Here is an 18,612-nt window from a genome sequence, read left to right as displayed (position 1 = left end):
GTAACAAGCAATGCTTGAATTATCAATGAATAGCCTGACCTATGTGAGAGTACATTTTATCCTTTCCATGCTTTAAAATTAGTTAAATTTTTAATGTCCATGAAAATTTTGCTCTTTAGGATAATGCTTTTACTAAAATGACATCTTTTCCAACTACAAGTACATCTTTCATATACACTTTCCTAACAGATTCTTCTCCGCGAAAAAAGCCTAGATATTTACGAGGTTCTGCAATCATAAAAGCCGTTACATAGCCTGTTTCTTTGGATACCTCTGCATCTACCACAAATCCTAAAAAGCGTCCATTGCCTGCTTCAATAACTTCTTTTTGCTGTAACATTGAGAAACGCATTTTATCCCTCCCTAAATCAATTACTCTCAACATCGTTTTATCTCAACAAACTATGTTTTCTCTTTATATTTATGTGCTTATTGTTGTTTAAATGAACATGAAATGATTAAGGAATCTCTCTTTGGCAAAAAGAAGAGGTGATTTCCGTTCCAGGCTACTCGCTTTGTTGCTGACGCTTCGCTTTCGCACAGTTAAAACATTTGTTGCTGACGCTTCGCTTTCGCACAGTTAAAACATTTGTTGCTGACGCTTCGCTTTCGCACAGATAAAACATTTGTTGCTGCCGCTACGCTTTCGCACAGATAAAACATTTGTCGCTGACGCGCAGAAAACAAACATCCGCTCCGTCCAGGGTCTCGACTGTCTCGCTTCACGGGAGTCGAGTAGCCTTCCATTCCAATCAATGATAGTGCTATGCAATTAAGAATGAACGCTATGGCCACTTACCATAATCAAACAGAATAGAGAATGTTATTGTACAGTAAAAGGATTCACTCACAGTTTTGTGTGTGAATCCTTTTTGTTCTTCTGAAGGTGGATGTCGATAAAAATTAAAAGTTAGGTGATAAAACGTGAAAGATGATAGATAAAATTCAGAAGTTGGTAGATAAAACGTAAAAGCGGCTCATCAGGCGCCCCACTCTGTGCGAAAGCGTAGTGCTAGCGTAGCGACAGCAGCTACAAAGCGCTCAGTCGGAACGGAAATCAACCCCTCATTTTTGCAAGCGCTATACCCTATTTCATTGATATAAATTAAAATGCGCACCCGAATTCAGGTGCGCATTGTTTTTTACTTATAATCTTTCTGCATTGTTTCAATAGCATTTTTTTCTAGACGTGAAATTTGCGCTTGAGAAATCCCCAATTCTTTTGCAATTTCAGTTTGTGTCTCACCGTAATAAAAACGCTTTGCAACAATCATTTGTTGACGTTCATCTAACTTTTGCAAACTTTCCTTTACTGACACGTAGGCAACCCACTGATCTTCCGATACATCATCATCACGTAATTGGTCCATCATATAAACAGCGTCTCCACCGTCTGAATAAATGGGTTCCTGTAAGGAAACTGGGTCTTGAATGGCATCTAAAGCAAATAAAACATCTTCCTTTTTCATGTCAATCATTTCAGCAATTTCTTCAATTGTTGGTTCTCGTAAATTATCGGTTATCCATTGTTCTTTTGCCTGCATCGCTTTATATGCAATATCTCTTAGGGAACGAGAAACGCGCAATGCATGATGATCACGCAGATGGCGACGAATTTCTCCAATAATCATTGGTACAGCATATGTTGAAAATCGTACATTATGCTTCAAATCAAAATGATCAATGGCTTTCATGAGGCCAATACAGCCTACCTGAAATAAATCATCTGCCTGTTCACCCCTGTAGGCAAATCTACCGACAATACTAAGCACTAACCTTAAATTGCACATGACAAGCTCTTCCCTAATCTCAGTTTCTCCAGCTTGTAAGCGAATGAATAGTTCCTTCATTTCCTCGTGCTTTAAAATTGGCAAAGTCGATGTATCTAAGCCGCAAAGATCTACTTTAGTTCGCATATTCGATTCCTCCGGATGTTATTCTCTGACTAAACCGTGACATCAGTTTGTCCGAGAGAAACGAGAATATGCACAAAAGCTACGACCAATTTTAGGTAGGTTAAATTTCCCTCTCTAAGATATTGGCTGATTCAGATTTTCACGTAAATCTTGAATAATTTTCTTCTCTAATCGGGAAATATATGATTGCGAAATGCCTAAATGATCAGCAACTTCTTTTTGAGTCATTTCAATTTTTCCATTGAGACCAAAACGACATTCCATAATATATCGTTCACGCGCACCTAGTAAATTAATGGCATGAAACATATGTTGACGCTCAATTTTCTTCTCTACATTGTCTAAAATAATATGCTCTTCAGTTCCTAAAATATCTGACAATAACAACTCGTTTCCATCAGCATCGGAGTTTAATGGTTCATCTAATGAAACTTCACCCTTCATGCGACTTGTTTTACGTAAATGCATCAAAATCTCATTTTCTATACAACGAGATGCGTATGTGGCAAGCTTAATATTTTTGTCTGTATTGAACGTTTCAATCGCCTTTATTAAACCGATAGAGCCAATACTTATTAAATCCTCAATCGGCGTACCCGTATTATCAAAACGTCTAGCAATATAAACAACAAGACGTAAATTACGTTCAATTAGTGTATCTCTAGCTCGTAAATCACCATTCATAAAGGATGCAATGACTGTAACTTCTTCTTCTCGACTTAGTGGCACTGGCAATGAATCATTTCCCCCTATATAGTACGTTTCACGACTCCGAAACTTACTCCAAAATTTTTTCAAGCTAGCAAGTAGCCTAAGAAGCAATAGTTCTCCCCCTCTATGAGTTATTTGAAAGCGCTGAAAAATGTAAAATTGCTGCTGTGCTATGTGGAAAATTTTTAGCCTTTTTTGTTAAAACGATATATTCATTCGTTTTCACTTGTGAGTGCTCCCCTTTTATATGCCACTCTTCAAAGCGAAAACCTAATACAACCGATTGCTGTTGTACTGTATTGACATGAATAAATCGAATGTAACGCTGATAATCTTCTGAAAACATGGATACATTATACGGATCAGTTTCTTGCCATTCTAACAATGCTTTACAAAATGCTGCAGGTAAATGTGGACGTAATGCTGAATAAGAAACAAAATGAACAGGTTTTCCTGAAAGTGGCTCAATCGCTTGATTTCCCGTATCCACAAATGCAGAAAGCGGTATCTTTACATCAAAAATTTTTAACGTAGTATCAAACACAAACTGACCACTTAACCGCTCAAGCTTTACAAATCCCCATTGCTTATAAAAAGCAACAAGATTACCAACAGCTAATAGTAGGCAAATAATTATAAAATGGACAACAGAAAGATTCTTTAAATACGGTTGTAATGCTGTTAATAATCCACCAATAATGATTGTTGCTGTTAAAACGATCGGTCCTTGCTTTTGAAAGCTTCGAATCTTGAAGCGAAAAGCTAGTCCGATTAGTAAGATAAAGCTCAGCAGCATTGTCAACAGCATATTTCCACCTATTACAGCTACAAAACTACTACAAATAGAACTCATTAATAATCTCGTGTTCTTTACAACAACCCCTGTTACTTTTGCCGTAAACTTGAGTATCGCTAAATTAAAAAGTGTATTAATGAGCACCAGCCATTCTCCATACATAACAGCCGCCTCCTACTTACAAAGTTAGCATGTTACTCCCACAAATATTGTCAAACAATCGCATCATTTCATTAAAATGTTTTGACAAAATACATCTTTTCCTTACACATTTGAACATAATTAATTTTTTTTACTCTTTGGCGAATAATTTTCGTTTCAACTGGATTCTTAGGGTCACCGATATTTTGGAAGCTGCAAAAAGGGGGATTTATGCGTTAGAAGGGGCAACTGTAAAAGGATATTTAAAATATGTACTTGGCTGTATATTTCACTATGGAAGGACTCTTTCCGCGGGCACTGCCTCGCTCCACTTCATATGTTTTATACCAATTCTTTAGATAATAAAAAGCTCGTATTTCACTTAATGTAAAATACGAGCTTTTTAGAAAGGTGATTGCTGATTTATCCGCGACTTTTACGGTTACGTAAAAATGCTGGTACCTCAAGCATGTCATCCTGTACATAATTTTGTTGATTTTGACGTGGTTGTTCTTGTTGTTGTACATGCACATCTTGACGTTGCTCACGAATCGGAGCTTGCTGTTGCTGTGCAGCTTGTCTATTTGTATTTAACGTCGGTCGTGTAGTATTACGCTGTTGCTGTAAAGCTTCCTCTGAGAAACCAGTCGCAATTACTGTAACAATAATTTCGTCCTTTAGATTTTCGTTAATAACAGAACCGAAAATCATATTTACTTCTTCATCTGATGCTGATGCTACAATATCTGCAGCCTCTTGTACTTCAAATAGGCTAAGATTTGAGCCACCAGTAATATTCATAAGGACACCTTTAGCGCCATCAATTGATGATTCAAGTAAAGGACTTGAAATAGCTTTCTTAGCTGCTTCTGCAGCACGGTTTTCACCTGTAGCAATACCAATACCCATTAATGCTGAACCTTTGTTAGACATAATTGTTTTTACGTCTGCAAAGTCTAAGTTAATAAGACCTGGCGTTGCAATTAAATCTGAAATACCTTGTACACCTTGTCGTAAAACATTATCTGCTTCACGGAATGCCTCTAGCATTGGCGTAGATTTATCGACAATTTGTAATAGCTTGTCGTTCGGAATAACGATTAAAGTATCAACAGACTCCTTCATGCCACCAATACCACCGATAGCTTGTGTTTGTCGTTTGCGACCTTCAAACGTAAATGGACGCGTTACAACACCGACTGTAAGAGCTCCTAAATCGCGAGCAATTTGTGCGATTACAGGCGCGGCACCAGTACCAGTTCCTCCGCCCATTCCAGCTGTAACGAATACCATATCTGCACCACGTAGAACCTCTTCTAATTGTTCACGGCTCTCTTCAGCAGCTTTTTTCCCTACTTCAGGATTTGCACCTGCACCTAATCCACGTGTAAGTTTTGTACCAATTTGTAGCTTTATTTCTGCTTTCGATAAATTTAGCGCTTGTGCATCTGTGTTTACTGCGATAAAGTCAACACCTTGTACACCATGTTCTATCATTCGATTGACAGCGTTGTTACCGCCGCCACCAACACCAATGACTTTTATTACTGCAAGTTGATCAACACTTGTATCAAATTCTAACATTTCTTTTTCCTCCCACGGTAACTCGACTCTGTATCATTCATTACGCATTCAAGATCAATTATGCCTCGGTATAATTGCGTCCGGAATCGGCTTTGTGCTGGCACAAAGAACTCCTTTCCGATTCCTTGACATCCGCCGGAGGCATTAACTTCTTTCAGCAGGTGTTTGGACATCTGCTGAAAAGTAGCTTAAATCCGCATTCATCTCTCACCACCTATAGAGGTGGGAGACTTCTGCTGAAAGAAGTTAATCAAAAAATTTATCAAATAATTTTTTTGCTCTTCCGATTACGCTTCCCTTTGACTCTGAAGGTGCAGCATATTCTTGCTTCTTAGGTGTGGCTGCAGGGGATCCTACAACTGCATATTCAATAGGCTGCGTATTAGTACTTTTTCCATAAAAATCATCTTCTAAATAGGCGTAACGAATAAGTCCAACTGCCGTCGTAAATGAAGGCTCTCTAACGCCAATATAGTCAGGTGTATATATTCTAACACGTGTTTGCAGAATCTGGCGTGCCAGTTGAGCAATTCCTTCAAGCTTTGCAACGCCTCCTGTCAAAACAACACCACCTGGTAAATCTCTAACACCTAGACGGGCTAACTCGTCGATGACTAACTCAAATAATTCTTCCAAACGAGCGCCAATTATTTCTGATATAAAGCGTTGACTGTACTGATCTGTTGAATCTGTCCCTACAACTGGTACTTCAAAGAGTTCATCATCTGATGCGTCATCATAAAAGGCATGTCCAAATTGATGTTTAATTTGTTCTGCCTGTTCTGTTGGTGTTTTTAAGACGATTGAAATATCTTTCGTGATATGATCGCCACCAACTGGAAGGACACCTGTATGTGTTAACAGTCCCTCTTCGAATACTGTGATAGTAGTTGAACCTCCACCCAAATCAATGAAAGCGGTACCTTGGTTTTTTTCATCCTCTGTTAATGCAAAAAAACCTGCTGCTAATGGTTGTAAATAGATTTCTCGAATACTTAGACCTGCACGTTCTACACAGCGTAAAACATTGTGTAAAAGTGTTTTAGAAGTTGTAATCATTGTGGCATCCATTTCTAAACGAATACCAATCATACCTCGTGGATCTTTGATTTCATCTAAATTATCCACAATAAATTGTCTTGGAATAATATTTACTAATTCACGTTCAGGAGGTATTGACATGACTTGTGCAGATTCTACCACTCTATCTAAATCATCATCTGTAATTTCTCTATTTTCACTGTTTACAGCGACAACACCTTTAACTAGTTGTAACATCGTCTGGTTAGCAGGAACACCTAACACGACTTCATTAATTTGATATCCTGTCATTCGTTCAGCTTGATCTATTGCTTTTCGAATCGATTGAACTGTTGCATCAATATCAACAATTGCACCTTTTCGAACTCCATTCGATTTTACATTTCCGACACCAATTACATGTAATTGGCCGTCGCTCATTTCACCTATTAATACCTTGATAGAGGATGATCCTATATCAAGAGAAATATATAAATCTTGCTGATTCAATTAGCTGCACCTCCTTGAAAAAATGCTCTTATTCTCATTCTATTGTAAATTCGGCATAATGTCTAAGCAAATCGAGTATTTTACTTAATTTTTCTCTCATTCTATGGAATTTTTGTTCCTTTTGTGACGTTTCTCATCTAAGCGAGTTAGTAAAATACGCCTAATAATTGCTATATTTTGGAACAGACGTACTCCAAAAGCGAAAATAGCAGCTAAATACAAATCTATTCCTAAATACACACCTAAAAAGGCTAAACCTGCTGCCAAAGCTATATTAAAAAAGAATCCTGATACAAATACTTTATCGTCATATACTTGCTGTAATTGAGCACGAATACCGCCAAATAACGTATCTAAAGCTGCTAAAACAGCTATTGACAGATAATTTTCATATATAGAGGGTATTTGAATATTTGTTAACAAGCCAAGGGCAAGTCCAAATATCAAACCTAAAAATGGTAGCCACATATATTATTCTCCTTTTTCCACCTCTGTTAAATAATCATTTGTCAATGGCTTATCAAATGCTGGGATTGTTAAATGCTCAGTTGGTTCCCCTATTATTAAATTAAAGTTATCCAAATAAAAGGAATCGATAAATGTAGAAGCTTGTAACGAATTGTACATTTTTTGAGCTTCTTTAAAAGAGCTTGTCCCAACATAAATTTCAAAGGGTGGTGAGGACAGTGGTACACTGTTCACTGTAGTCTTTCCATTTATGTCTCGAATGGCTGTCGTCTGAACAACGCGATTTCCATCTATCGAGACACTCGCTGCATTGTTTTTAAACAGAGCATTTAGTAATTGGGTTAGTAAATCAGGTGAAATTTCTTTAATTTCATACCCCATTTCAACTAATTCGGGTGCTGGTTCAACTCGAAGTATAACTCCTGGATCTGTGACTTCCGTTAGCCCGGCCTGTAGTTTTAAACGATTCAGCGTTTCATTTAATGCTGACTGTAAATTTGCTTTCTCAGATTGCTCATAGCGACCCACTACTTCATTAAGTGAGCGAATTTCTGCTAATAATGCGGAATGCCTTTGCTTCTCTTCTGCTAATTCCTCTCTTATGGCCCAAATATCTCGTGTATCTCGCTCAGCTGGTTGCTTTATGGTATTGTATTGTACCGCTATCATCAAACCGATAATAAATAGCACGATCGTTATTCGGGTAAACATATTTTTTTTCAAAATAGCCCCTCCTAGACGTATCGTAACCCCTCACAGATTTACGCCTTAGATCTTGAATTATGCAAAATTATCTATAAGCTACCTAGAGGCTATAACCAAATTTAATCTGTAAATCTTGACTAGAAATCGTTTAACTTTCTACTTTTGCTTTTGGCATTGTAAGCTTTTGATCTTCTTCAAATGATACAACAATATTGTCATTTAATAATTGATCCACAACGCCACCATTTAAGTTTAAGGCAGCTATTAATGTTGATGGATCCCCTACAGCTTCGACGACGAATGGAGCTGGATGTTGCTTACCATCAATAGTGATGACTGGTCCATTACAGCGTATATAAGAATTCGCCAAAACACGTTGACCATTAATAGCAATTGCTTGCGCACCAGAAATTTTAAGCTCATTGAGCAATTTAAAAACATGGCTTTCATGCACAATATAATCATTAGGGTTAGCGGATTTTGGATTGTAATCACCATCTTGAAGGGTAATACGTATCCCTTTTCCTTCTGCATTTAAATCACCTAACAATAAGCGTAAATCCTCTGCTTCTTCAACAAGCTTTGTATAATCTTTTTTGCTAGCGACAAATGATTTTTCATACTTACGAATTTTTTCTTGCAAAGCATTTGCCTCTTCTGATAATTCTTTATTGCGCTCTTGCTGCGCAATTAACTCCTCACGATAAGAATCCTCTTGCTCTAAAAGCTCTTTATTAGTCGAACCTGCATCTCGATTATCTTTTGCCTGGTTGTAGGAATAGCCAATGATAAACCCCATAGTTATACAAACAATAAGCAACTGAATTTGTTTTCTTGAAAAGAAATTTTCTTTGCTATTCTTTTTCTTGTTGTTCATCTTTTTTCACTTCCTGGTTGGCCCCATCTTGATCTAAATCAATATTTGCTTGGTTATACTCATTATTGAAAGGACGATAATACGAGCCGACCTCTAAATCGATAACTCCCTTCTCCAAATTTGGAATTTGTGCCACAAGTGAGGGGTAATGATTTAGCTTTTCTGCTAAAGTTTGAATAACAGCCCGAACTTCATAGCCATCGTTCATATAGAGCGTGATTGCATTAGGATTTGTCTCATTACTGTTTGTATTGACTTGAGAAATTAATGCTAATACTTCAGGGTTTAATTTTGCCAATTGCTTGACAAGCTTCTTAATTGTCTTTTCGCCAGTTATGTCGATAAATACAGGTGCATCAATCGGGATATCATCCCCAGCTTGTTCAAAGCGCTTGCCATTTTCAAGCAATGGATAATAAGTACCGTCACCAGCTAAGTAGGCAACCTTTTTCCATTCCTCAATTTCTATTGTCACGCCTTGAAGCCAATTACGTTTAACATGTGCTTCTTTCACCCATTTATCCTTTAGTAATAATTTCTCTACATCTTCTTCCTTAAATCCCCACATCGACTTCCCAGTTGCAAGAGTACTTGCCTTTAAATAATATTGTTCTTCTGCTAATCGAGCACCGTTGACTGTAATGTTGTTGATTTTACTGTAAGGAGATTGAAAATAAAGGAGTACTGCTAACACGATAAAGAAAAGTAATATTAGCACTATAAATTTCCGATTTGTACGCTTTTTTCGTCGCTTTTTTAGCGTAGGTATGCGATCTTCTATGTCGATTACTTTCTCCAAAAAAGTACTCCTCCTTTATATTTATTTCGCTAATTGATAAATAATACCTATTATTAGCCACATTGTTACTAAAGATGTTCCTCCATAGCTGATAAATGGTAATGTGACACCTGTTACAGGAACTAGACCAATTACTACTGCTATATTTAGAAATGCTTGTACGGCCAGCATTGTTATAAGTCCAATGATCGCGTAATATGATGTTCTTGTTTTAGCCCGCACTGCAAATTTATAGCCTGCATAAATCACCAGTACGAAAAGTGCTAAAATAACAAGTCCACCAAACAAGCCAACCTCTTCAAGAATTATTGCGTAAATAAAGTCATTTTGTGGTTCAGGTAAATATAAAAACTTTTGCCTACTTTGTCCAAAACCATGCCCGAAAATCCCAGCAGGACCTATAGCCATTAACGATTGTACAGCCTGAAACCCACTACCTAAAGGATCGACCCACGGATCAATAAATGCCTGAATCCGTTTTAGTCGGTATGGAGCTGTGATAATCAAGCCTACTAACCCGGCAATCCCAGCAACCATAAACATCGCATAAAGCTTTAAAGGATACCCTGCCACAAAAAACAATAAAAACACAGAAACTACGAGTATAAAAACTGAACCAAAATCAGGCTGTAGCATAATAAGTACAACAGGCAATAATAAGATCAATCCATGCCGCCAATTAATAATCGACGTACCTGTTTTATGCTGCGCTAAAATATGGCTCATATATACAATGACTGTAATTTTCGTTAGCTCTGCTGGTTGAATTGTTAAAGGACCTACGCCAATCCAACTTTGAGAACCATTCCGGACAAGCCCAATTCCTGGTATAAGTACAAGGACTAGTAAAATTAACGAAAATATATAGGCCATTTTCCAAAAGGACTGCTCTTTCAAAATTTTTAATCRAATAGTGATTAAAAACACTACAATGGCTACGGCAAAGTATAAACTTTGCTTCATATAAAACGGCATTTTTCCACTATAATGAACGGCACTCCAATAAGTACCTGCAGAATAGACGAAAATAATGCCGATTATAGAAAGCATCAATGTTGTGACGAGCAATAAATAGCTTTCTTTCCCTCTCAGTATTGCCATCCTTCCAAGTCAAGTATATTCTAAAATAGTTACAGGCTCATTACAGCTTCATTACAGCATCAATAAAAACATCGCCTCGTATTTCAAAGCTGTCATATTGATCCCAGCTTGCACATGCTGGAGATAGTAGAATAACATCGCCTTCTGCCGACATCGGCGCCGCATAATGTACTGCATCCTCAACATTTTGGGCAATGACAGTTTGTTGTACTCCACACGATTTCGCAAATTCTACAAAGCGTAGTCCTGTTTCTCCAAAGGCAACAACACCTTTTACATGGCCCATACATGGACGTAATTCTTCAAATGAATGTCCTCGATCTAAACCACCTGCAAGCAAAATAACAGGTGCTTGGAATGCATCTAAAGCACTTTTTGTAGCTAAGCAGTTTGTTGCTTTTGAGTCATTGTAAATCTTGCGTCCGCTCCATTCACGCACGAACTGAGTACGGTGACGAACTCCTCCAAACGTCGCTAAAACTTCTTCCATTTTAGCTTTGTCACAGCCGACTAAAATACAAGCTGCGACAGCTGCTAAAATATTTTCTAAGTTATGCTTACCTGGCAAAGCGATATTTGCTCGATCTAGATACGGCTCACCTTGCCAGTAAATTGTTGTGTCATCAGCACTAATACCTTCATCCGTACGTCCCTTAGAACTAAATGGTACCTTTTTAGCTTTTGATTTTGTTGCATAGCCAACAACAATCGGCTGATCAGCATTATAGATAAAATAATCGCTTTCATCTTGATTACGCGTAACACCAAACTTTGCCTCTGCATAGTTGTCAAATGTTCCATGATAGTCAAGATGCGCATCATAAAGATTTGTTAATATAGCAATTTTTGGTTTAAAAGTTTTTATCCCCATTAATTGGAAAGATGATAACTCTGTAACAATTACATTATCCTTTTGTGCTTCTCTTGCAACACCACATGCAACTGTTCCTATATTCCCTGCAATTAACGGTTCTAAACCACCGTTATTCAGCATGTCGAAAATTACTGTTGTTGTAGTTGTTTTACCGTTTGACCCTGTAATACCGATAAACGGAGCTTCACTAATTAAATAGGCAAGCTCAATTTCTGTCCATACGGGGATTCCACGGCTTATTGCATCTGCTACTATTTTATTGCTGTAAGGAATCCCAGGATTTTTCACCACTAATTCAAAGCCTTCATCGAGTAAATCCTCTGGGTGACGGCCACAAATAACCGTAATTCCCTTTTGCAATAGACCTTGCGCATCTGGGCTCTCATCAAATGGTTTTGAATCATTGACCGTCACAAATGCGCCAAGCTCATGTAATATCTCAGCTGCAGCCACACCACTTTTAGCAAGACCTAAAACAAGGACTTTTTTATGTTGTAAATCTGAAAAGTTTCTCATAAGAACGCCTCCGATAAAACTGCAATCAATGCTACTGCTAAAGCAGTTGACCAAAAGACAAGTACTACCTTCCATTCTGACCAACCTGATAATTCAAAATGATGATGTATAGGACTCATTTTAAAAATACGTTTTTTACGAAGTTTGAAACTACCTACCTGTAAAATAACGGATAATGTTTCAATAACAAACACCAATCCAATTAATAACAGTAGGAATTCTACTTTTTCTAAAACAGATACCATGGCTAAAGCTCCACCTAATGCTAGCGAACCCGTATCTCCCATAAATACCTTTGCAGGATTCGCATTAAAAAGTAAAAATCCTAATAATGCACCTGTTACCGCAAATGTAAATAAGGCGATATCAGCTTGATCTTGGAACAGAGCAATAACACCAAATGCTGCAAAGGCAATAGATGCTGTACCTGCTACAAGCCCATCTAGTCCATCTGTTAAATTCACTGCATTCGAGAAGCCAACTAACCAGAAAATTAAAAAGGCTACATAGAAAATACCAAGATCGATCGTCCAATCTGTAAATGGTATAGCAAGTGTTGTGTCAAACGATCCTACGTGTAGTAAGAAATAAGCCAAGATTGCAATGACAATTTGACCAATAAGTTTTTGAAGTGATGTTAGTCCTAAATTACGTTTAAAAACAACCTTTAAGCTATCATCTAACAAGCCGATTAACCCAAACCCTATTAATACTAATAACAATACGACGGTTTGTGTTGTAAATAAATCTAAAAAGCTACCTACACCAACAGTAGTGAGGATAATGGCAAGTAAGAAAATAATGCCGCCCATTGTTGGTGTACCAGCTTTTTTCATATGGGATTGTGGTCCCTCTTCTCGAATACTTTGACCGAACTTTAATCGGCGAAGAAGTGGAATACTAATTGGTGCCAGGATAACTGTTACTATAAAAGCAAGAGCTAAAATGGTAAGCGTTGTTGCGAGTTTCATTGAAAAATCTCCTTTAAATCTTGTTTCACTTTCTTCTTGCAGAAAAAAGCACAAACTTTCATGTATTTATTACTACCCTTCATAATAATAGTGGTTCTTTCCCATTTTTTAAAGGTAAAGTTATATTAGTTTTCTAAATAAAGATGAATGGTGCCATCTTGCTTGATAACACTATCCACTTCAGGTAGTTGATTGCCAATTTTAGTGCCTTCTCCATGCCATTCAATACGGAATGGATATTGTTGCTTGGCAATATCGTCCTTCGTTTGACCAATAAAACTTGGTACCTTCACAGTGATTGGGTCACCCCAACGATAATCCTTTTCAAGCTGTTCCTTCGATTTTTCAATGCCAACAAAAGGTGCAACATCTTCAATAATTTGACCAACGATTGGAGCTGCTACCACACCGCCAAACTGTGTTGCCTTTTTCGGGTTATCTACTGCTACATAAACGACAATTTGCGGATTATCCGCAGGTGCGAAGCCAATAAACGATACGATATATTCGCCGTCTTTATAACGGCCATTCTCTACCTTTTGTGCTGTACCTGTTTTGCCGCCGATTCGTAATCCATCTCGATAAGCTTGACGTCCTGAGCCCTTCGCTACAACAGATTCTAATGCACCTCGAACCTTTGCAGACGTCTCCTCACGAATAACCTGTTTTTTCACTTCCGGTTTAGTCTCTTCTATAACTTCTCCATTGTTAGGATTAAGAATTCTCTTTACAACATATGGCGTATAAAGCTTGCCCCCATTTACTGCTGCGGCTACTGCTTGCACTTGTTGAATTGGTGTAACGGCAACACCTTGGCCAAATGAAGTTGTGGCCTGCTCAACAGGTCCAAAAGAATCCTTGGAAAATAAAATCCCTGACGCTTCACCAGCGATATTTGACCCTGTTTTTTTACCAAAACCAAAATCTTTAATATATTGTAGTAGTTTTTCATTACCTATTCTCTGACCTAATTCAATAAAGCCTGGGTTACAAGAATTTTCTACAACTTCAAGGAAGGTTTCAGAGCCATGACCTTCACGTTTCCAACAACGTAATCTTGCTCCAGCAACCATTGAATAGCCTGGATCATAAAAAGTATCCTTCTCTAAATCCACTACATTTTCTTCTAAAGCAGCACTAAGAGTTATAATTTTGAACGTTGACCCGGGCTCATATGTCATCCAAACTGGTAAATTCCGATTGTAGATAGCAGGCTCTACCGTTTGATATTCTGCTGGATTGAAGGTAGGGTATGAGGCTAACGCTAAGATTTCGCCATTGTTTGGATTCATGGCAATCGCCATTGCTTGGTCAGCATCATATCGCTCCATAGCTTGTGACAATTCACGTTCAACGACCTGTTGTACATCTACATCTATCGTTAGCTCGACCGTTGCACCATCTTCACCAGCCTTCCAGGCGCTCTTTACATTCGGTAAATTATTCCCTTTCGCATCTGTAAAGATCCGTATTGCCGAAGAATTAGCCTGTAACAGCTTATCGTATTCATATTCAATTCCCGCTAAACCTTGTGCATCATAGCCTGTGAAACCTAAAAAACGAGATAGTAGGGTACCGTATGGATAATCCCTTGAATAATCGACACCACTATATAATCCCTCAATTTGCATACCTTGTAACTCCACTGCTTTTTCATAGGGAATATTTTTTCCTTCAGGTGCCAGCTTTACTAAGTATGCTTTTTTCTTCATTTTTTCCAAAAGCTTTTGTTCATCTACTTCCAAAACTTGTGCAATTTTCGCCGCTGCCCCTTCAATATCCTTACTTTGCGAAGGCATGAAATATAAAGTTGGCGCAAGCTTATTTGTGACAATATTTTTCCCCTTACGGTCAGTAATGTGCCCTCGCTCATTGGCAAAAGGAATTTCTCGGTCCCAATTCTCTTCGGCTTTCTGTGTCAGTTCTTTTTGATCTAATACTTGCAAGAAGACAAGCCTAACAATAATCGCAGCGGCTACAAACATAAACAATACGTATAAAAAACGCAATCGCTTTTTGGAATGGATAGAAATCCACTTCATTCGACATCACACCTTGTTTTTTACAACGTATGAAATAAAGTGGGCTTCTATTCAGGTTTATTCAGTTGTTTCACCCTCGGGTGGGGTCTCTACATCTTGCTTAAAGCTTTCAGCCGGCGTTTTCAGCTTCACGACAATCGGTGAACTATCTGAAATTACGGTACCTGCCGAGACGCTCTGACTAGCTACAAAGCCCTCTCCAACAACTTCAATTTCTAAATTTGCCATTGTCTTAAAAGCAAGTACATTTCGCAACGACCAATTTGTGAAGTCTGGCAGTGTTACGTCGCCCTCTGTCTTTAAAAACACCAAGTTACCTTTAACGAGTTTTTGAGGACCTTTTGGATATTGGTCAATAATTTTACCACCACTACCAACAATAACTGGCTGTAGACCATCATTCGTTAGCTCTACTTGTACAGCCTCAGCACTTTGACCTGTGTAATCTTGTATTGATGTATCGTCAACATGCTTTACATCTTCTGGATTAACGTTTAAATACTTTAAACTATTTAACATAACGGGGTTAAATACTTTTGAAACCGGTATAGAACCAGCATCTCCCTTTAACTTTGGCCTTTTAACGGAGACATACATAATGAGCTGAGGGTCATCTACAGGAGCCATCCCTAAGAAAGAATACAGAAATTCATTTGATCCCCATGAATATCTACCATTTCCAAGTGGAATTTGGGCAGTACCTGTTTTCCCTGCAACTTCATATTCATCAAGGATAAAGTCCTTCGCCGTACCATCCTTAACTGTTAATGTAGATGCAAGAATTTCTTTTACTTGCTTCGCTGTATCGGCTGAAACTGGTGTTCCCTTAACAATCGGCTCATGCTTTTTAATCGTTTTTCCTGTCGAAGGATCAACGATACGATCTATGACATACGGTTGCATCATTTTCCCGTCATTCGCAATCGCTGTTAATGCTTGAATTAACTGAATCGGCGTTACCGTAGAACCTTGACCGAACGTTGTTGTCACTCGTTCTACTGGATAGTTCGATAAAAGCTTACCTGATGCTTCATTCGGTAAATCAATACCTGTTTTTTTACCAAACCCAAATCGATCTAAATAGTCAAAAAATACATCCTCACCAATATGCTCTAATAAGTGTGCCATTGCAGTATTGGATGAACGTTGGAAACCTTGTAAATAAGTAATATACCCCCAACCAACTCTATTGTAATCTTTAATTACACGATCAAGGACTCTGTATTGACCTGAAGGATAGTAAGCATTTGGTTCCCAAACCCCTGTATCAATAGCCGAAGCGAGTGTGAACGTTTTCATCGTCGAGCCTGGTTCAATGGTCTCTTCAATAGCCTCGTTCAGCCATTTCATATTATCGCCTTCGCGTGTATCAGGATTAAACGTAGGTCGTTGAGACATCGCAAGGATTTTACCGGTTTTCGGATCTGCCACGATAGCTGTCATCGATTCAGGGTTATACTCCTTTTCAACCGTTGTCATTGCTTCCTCTAAAAAGCTTTGAATTGTTTTATCTAGTGTTAAATAAATGTCATCACCATTTTTCGCAGGTGTTACCATTTTTTCACTATTCGGCAATAAATAACTGAAAGCATCTGTCTCATACTCTACCTTACCGTCTTTTCCGGTTAGTTCTTTATCGTAGGTAAGCTCAAGACCCATTTTCCCTTTTGTTGTAAACGTACTATCCTTATTTTCCTCTTTGACAGTGAAACCAACTAAGTGCGAGGCAAAAATACCATTTGGATAATAACGTTTTAAATCGTTTACAAATAAAATCCCCGGTAATTTCTCCGCTTTGATTTTACTCATAATCTCATGACTTATTCCGCGGCCCGCACTACCAAATTCAACTTGATAAGGCTTTTCACCCTCATTATTTACCCTAGTAAGCTGTTTATAGATTTTTTCTTCATCCATAGGAATATAATCTGCTAATATTTTTGCAGTTTTTTCAGCATCTACTACATGTCGAGGTTTTTTTGCATCCGTCGTGGCTTTTTCATTGACGACTGCGATTATTCGATAACTAAGTGTATCCTCAGCGATGACTTGTCCATTTGTATCATAAATTTTCCCACGGCTTGCTGTTATTGCACTTTCTTTGCTATATTTCGCAGCTGCCCTTGCCGCAAGCTCTTGCCCTTCCACTTCACCTGTTGCCTGTAACATAAACATTCTTGAGAACAATAGAAAAAAGAGCCCTCCATAAAAAATTAATAATAGAAAGGCTCCCCATTGGAATCGAAATCTCTTTTTTTTCATTCTCCCGGCACTACCTTTACATTTTTCTCATTTTGAGTTAAACCGAGTTCTTTAGCTTTTTTCCATATGTTATCGTATGTAGAAAGTTCACTTACACGAACTGTCAAGTCAACATTCTGTTTAGTAATCTCTTCTGCTTCAGTTTCGATTTTTTGAATGTCCATGCTTGTCGTTTGAATTGCTGCTTGATTATTCAAAGCTAGTACTGATAATACAGCAACAATGCTAACTAAAACAATTAGCATTGTTTTTTCAAACTTCTGGTTCGTTTTTTTACGACGTATGATAGTGGGTTGTGGACTAGGGGGTGTTATCGGTTGTTGCACTTGCTGTTGCTGGTGCTGCCTTACACGAACTGCTGCCATTTACTCACGCCCTTTGTCGTTAATTTTCTCTACCACTCTAAGCTTTGCTGAACGAGCACGATTGTTTACTGCTAATTCTTCATCAGAAGGAAGTATCGGCTTTCTCGTGATAAGCTTTAAAGTTGGCTTCATGTCATCAGGAATCACTGGTAAATTCGGTGGTAATTCCGGTAATGACGACGCTTCCTTAAAAATAGTCTTGCATAGGCGGTCCTCCAATGAATGGAACGTAATGACACTGATGCGTCCACCTACGTTTATCATATCAATCGCATCGACTAATGAATCCTCCGCCGCGCCTAGCTCATCGTTAACAGCAATTCGTATTGCTTGGAATATGCGCTTCGCTGGATGTCCACCTTTACGGCGAGCCGCTGCTGGAATACCCTCTTTAATAAGTTCTACAAGTTGATTGGTCGTTTCAATCGGTGCCACTTTACGTGCTTCTTCGATTTTACGAGCAACTTGCTTAGAAAATTTCTCTTCTCCATAACGGAAAAATATACGTACTAAATCTTCATATGCCCATTCATTCACGACATGAAATGCTGTAAGCGTTGCCGTTTGATCCATGCGCATATCTAGAGGTGCATCATGGTGATAACTAAAGCCACGTTCTGGTGTATCTAGCTGTGGTGAAGATACGCCTAAATCATATAAAATGCCATCAACTTGCTCAATACCAAGTGCTAATAGCTCTTCTTTTAAATAGCGGAAATTCGAATGGACAAATGTCACATGCTCAATATATGGCGCCAATCGAATTTTTGCATTGTTAATAGCTGTCGTATCTTGATCGAAGCAAATTAAACGCCCTTTTTCAGATAATTGTTGTACTAAATATTCACTGTGTCCTGCCCCACCTAAAGTACAGTCCACATACACACCATCAGGATCGATGTTCAACCCATCAACTGTTTCTTTTAATAGCACGGTTGTATGATCGAACATACC

18 protein-coding genes are annotated in these 18,612 nt (G+C 38.2%); all 18 read right to left on the bottom strand.

From position 1 onward, the window contains the following. Positions 1-115 precede the first annotated feature (115 nt). Positions 116-352: a PRC-barrel domain-containing protein gene (locus AC1DCY_RS11850; RefSeq protein WP_049668351.1), complete on the bottom strand. Its 237-nt coding sequence runs from the start codon at positions 350-352 to the stop codon at positions 116-118. Positions 353-543: 191 nt separating this feature from the next. Further along, positions 544-687: a hypothetical protein gene (locus AC1DCY_RS11845; RefSeq protein WP_477350325.1), complete on the bottom strand. Its 144-nt coding sequence runs from the start codon at positions 685-687 to the stop codon at positions 544-546. Positions 688-1,142: 455 nt separating this feature from the next. Further along, positions 1,143-1,916, bottom strand: coding sequence for an RNA polymerase sporulation sigma factor SigG (gene sigG, locus AC1DCY_RS11840; protein WP_004227313.1), 774 nt, complete (start codon positions 1,914-1,916; stop codon positions 1,143-1,145). A 114-nt stretch (positions 1,917-2,030) separates the two neighbouring features. Then, positions 2,031-2,738, bottom strand: coding sequence for an RNA polymerase sporulation sigma factor SigE (gene sigE, locus AC1DCY_RS11835; RefSeq protein ID WP_049668349.1), 708 nt, complete (start codon positions 2,736-2,738; stop codon positions 2,031-2,033). A 13-nt stretch (positions 2,739-2,751) separates the two neighbouring features. Beyond that, a complete protein-coding gene (locus AC1DCY_RS11830; RefSeq protein WP_477350322.1) occupies positions 2,752-3,585 on the bottom strand; it encodes a sigma-E processing peptidase SpoIIGA in 834 nt (277 codons plus the stop codon). Between the two features lie 402 nt (positions 3,586-3,987). Beyond that, the gene (ftsZ, locus tag AC1DCY_RS11825; RefSeq protein ID WP_477350320.1) at positions 3,988-5,148 is read right to left on the bottom strand and encodes a cell division protein FtsZ; all 1,161 of its coding nucleotides are present in this window, start codon (positions 5,146-5,148) and stop codon (positions 3,988-3,990) included. 246 nt (positions 5,149-5,394) lie between these two features. Next, entirely contained in the window at positions 5,395-6,678 is a 1,284-nt protein-coding gene (gene ftsA, locus AC1DCY_RS11820; RefSeq protein WP_477350318.1) for a cell division protein FtsA, read from the bottom strand. 96 nt (positions 6,679-6,774) lie between these two features. Beyond that, positions 6,775-7,146: a small basic family protein gene (locus AC1DCY_RS11815; protein WP_370075316.1), complete on the bottom strand. Its 372-nt coding sequence runs from the start codon at positions 7,144-7,146 to the stop codon at positions 6,775-6,777. A 3-nt stretch (positions 7,147-7,149) separates the two neighbouring features. Then, positions 7,150-7,869, bottom strand: a complete 720-nt coding sequence (locus AC1DCY_RS11810; RefSeq protein WP_477350316.1) for a DUF881 domain-containing protein — start codon at positions 7,867-7,869, stop codon at positions 7,150-7,152. A 130-nt stretch (positions 7,870-7,999) separates the two neighbouring features. Further along, positions 8,000-8,728 carry a DUF881 domain-containing protein gene (locus tag AC1DCY_RS11805; RefSeq protein ID WP_477350314.1) on the bottom strand — a complete coding sequence of 243 codons (729 nt, stop codon included), beginning with the start codon at positions 8,726-8,728 and terminating at the stop codon, positions 8,000-8,002. Then, the gene (locus AC1DCY_RS11800; RefSeq protein ID WP_477350312.1) at positions 8,706-9,527 is read right to left on the bottom strand and encodes a cell division protein FtsQ/DivIB; all 822 of its coding nucleotides are present in this window, start codon (positions 9,525-9,527) and stop codon (positions 8,706-8,708) included. Before AC1DCY_RS11800 ends, AC1DCY_RS11805 begins: the two co-directional genes overlap by 23 nt. A 21-nt stretch (positions 9,528-9,548) precedes the next feature. Next, complete coding sequence (locus AC1DCY_RS11795) at positions 9,549-10,628, bottom strand: FtsW/RodA/SpoVE family cell cycle protein (protein ID WP_477350310.1); 1,080 nt, start codon at positions 10,626-10,628, stop codon at positions 9,549-9,551. A 40-nt stretch (positions 10,629-10,668) separates the two neighbouring features. Beyond that, entirely contained in the window at positions 10,669-12,018 is a 1,350-nt protein-coding gene (murD, locus tag AC1DCY_RS11790; RefSeq protein ID WP_477350308.1) for a UDP-N-acetylmuramoyl-L-alanine--D-glutamate ligase, read from the bottom strand. Continuing rightward, positions 12,015-12,989 carry a phospho-N-acetylmuramoyl-pentapeptide-transferase gene (mraY, locus tag AC1DCY_RS11785; protein WP_477350307.1) on the bottom strand — a complete coding sequence of 325 codons (975 nt, stop codon included), beginning with the start codon at positions 12,987-12,989 and terminating at the stop codon, positions 12,015-12,017. The genes murD and mraY overlap by 4 nt, the downstream gene beginning before the upstream one ends. A gap of 125 nt (positions 12,990-13,114) precedes the next feature. Beyond that, positions 13,115-15,031 (bottom strand): stage V sporulation protein D, encoded by a 1,917-nt coding sequence (locus AC1DCY_RS11780; protein WP_477350305.1) that lies wholly within the window; start codon positions 15,029-15,031, stop codon positions 13,115-13,117. Positions 15,032-15,088: 57 nt separating this feature from the next. After that, entirely contained in the window at positions 15,089-17,293 is a 2,205-nt protein-coding gene (locus AC1DCY_RS11775; RefSeq protein WP_477350303.1) for a penicillin-binding protein, read from the bottom strand. Continuing rightward, positions 17,290-17,658 (bottom strand): cell division protein FtsL, encoded by a 369-nt coding sequence (gene ftsL2 / locus AC1DCY_RS11770; RefSeq protein ID WP_477350301.1) that lies wholly within the window; start codon positions 17,656-17,658, stop codon positions 17,290-17,292. Before ftsL2 ends, AC1DCY_RS11775 begins: the two co-directional genes overlap by 4 nt. Further along, complete coding sequence (gene rsmH / locus AC1DCY_RS11765) at positions 17,659-18,609, bottom strand: 16S rRNA (cytosine(1402)-N(4))-methyltransferase RsmH (protein ID WP_477350298.1); 951 nt, start codon at positions 18,607-18,609, stop codon at positions 17,659-17,661. Positions 18,610-18,612: the final 3 nt, after the last annotated feature.

The sequence above is a fragment of the Lysinibacillus sp. 10T31 genome (assembly GCF_056394365.1).
The sequence above is the reverse complement of the archived record's forward strand: the minus strand, read 5'-3'. Positions and strand labels throughout refer to the sequence as shown.

What these genes read in the sequence shown, in the direction of transcription:
- AC1DCY_RS11850 (WP_049668351.1), bottom strand. Translation starts at nt 352, where the DNA reads ATGCGTTTCTCAATGTTACAGCAAAAAGAAGTTATTGAAGCAGGCAAT.
- sigG (WP_004227313.1), bottom strand. Translation starts at nt 1,916, where the DNA reads ATGCGAACTAAAGTAGATCTTTGCGGCTTAGATACATCGACTTTGCCA.
- AC1DCY_RS11830 (WP_477350322.1), bottom strand. Translation starts at nt 3,585, where the DNA reads ATGTATGGAGAATGGCTGGTGCTCATTAATACACTTTTTAATTTAGCG.
- ftsZ (WP_477350320.1), bottom strand. Translation starts at nt 5,148, where the DNA reads ATGTTAGAATTTGATACAAGTGTTGATCAACTTGCAGTAATAAAAGTC.
- AC1DCY_RS11815 (WP_370075316.1), bottom strand. Translation starts at nt 7,146, where the DNA reads ATGTGGCTACCATTTTTAGGTTTGATATTTGGACTTGCCCTTGGCTTG.
- AC1DCY_RS11805 (WP_477350314.1), bottom strand. Translation starts at nt 8,728, where the DNA reads ATGAACAACAAGAAAAAGAATAGCAAAGAAAATTTCTTTTCAAGAAAA.
- murD (WP_477350308.1), bottom strand. Translation starts at nt 12,018, where the DNA reads ATGAGAAACTTTTCAGATTTACAACATAAAAAAGTCCTTGTTTTAGGT.
- mraY (WP_477350307.1), bottom strand. Translation starts at nt 12,989, where the DNA reads ATGAAACTCGCAACAACGCTTACCATTTTAGCTCTTGCTTTTATAGTA.
- AC1DCY_RS11780 (WP_477350305.1), bottom strand. Translation starts at nt 15,031, where the DNA reads ATGAAGTGGATTTCTATCCATTCCAAAAAGCGATTGCGTTTTTTATAC.
- AC1DCY_RS11775 (WP_477350303.1), bottom strand. Translation starts at nt 17,293, where the DNA reads ATGAAAAAAAAGAGATTTCGATTCCAATGGGGAGCCTTTCTATTATTA.
- ftsL2 (WP_477350301.1), bottom strand. Translation starts at nt 17,658, where the DNA reads ATGGCAGCAGTTCGTGTAAGGCAGCACCAGCAACAGCAAGTGCAACAA.
- rsmH (WP_477350298.1), bottom strand. Translation starts at nt 18,609, where the DNA reads ATGTTCGATCATACAACCGTGCTATTAAAAGAAACAGTTGATGGGTTG.